Annotated in this window: 1 protein-coding gene; it reads left to right on the forward strand. The window is 48.5% G+C overall.

Translation table 11 applies throughout. The features are described from left to right. Positions 1–507 (forward strand): aldo/keto reductase (locus D8792_RS11350; RefSeq protein ID WP_185758472.1); only part of this gene is annotated, 507 nt, incomplete at its 5' end.

The following is a 507-nucleotide window of genomic DNA, read 5'->3' on the forward strand; positions in this document are numbered from 1 at the left end:
CAAGGAAAGGTTCTTGATTTTGGAGTGTCCAACCAGAATCCTATGATGTTGGAGCTACTAAAAACAGAGGTCAAGCAGCCCTTGGTAGCAAATCAGCTCCAACTAAGCGCAGCTTTCTCACCTGCTTTTGAAGCTAGCTTCCATGTCAACATGGAGGGAGCCGCCGCAAATATGCGCGATGGTAGTATTTTCGAATACTGCCGCCTGAACGACGTCGTGATTCAGGCCTGGTCCGTCCTCCAACATGGCTATTTTGAAGGCGTTTTTGTCGGTTCGGATAAATACCCCAAGCTCAATGCCGTCCTAAACCGACTGGCCGACAAATATCAAATATCAGCATCCGCAGTGGCTATTGCTTGGGTGCTACGCTATCCAGCTCACATGCAAGCGGTCATCGGCACGACCAAGGCTAGCCGCATCATCGAATCAGCCATGGCAGCAGATATTGAACTGACTAGAAAAGAATGGTACGAAATCTATTGGGCCTCTGGAAAAGATCTTCCTTAA

The sequence above is a fragment of the Streptococcus cristatus genome, assembly GCF_003943505.1.
Taxonomy (GTDB): domain Bacteria; phylum Bacillota; class Bacilli; order Lactobacillales; family Streptococcaceae; genus Streptococcus; species Streptococcus cristatus_E.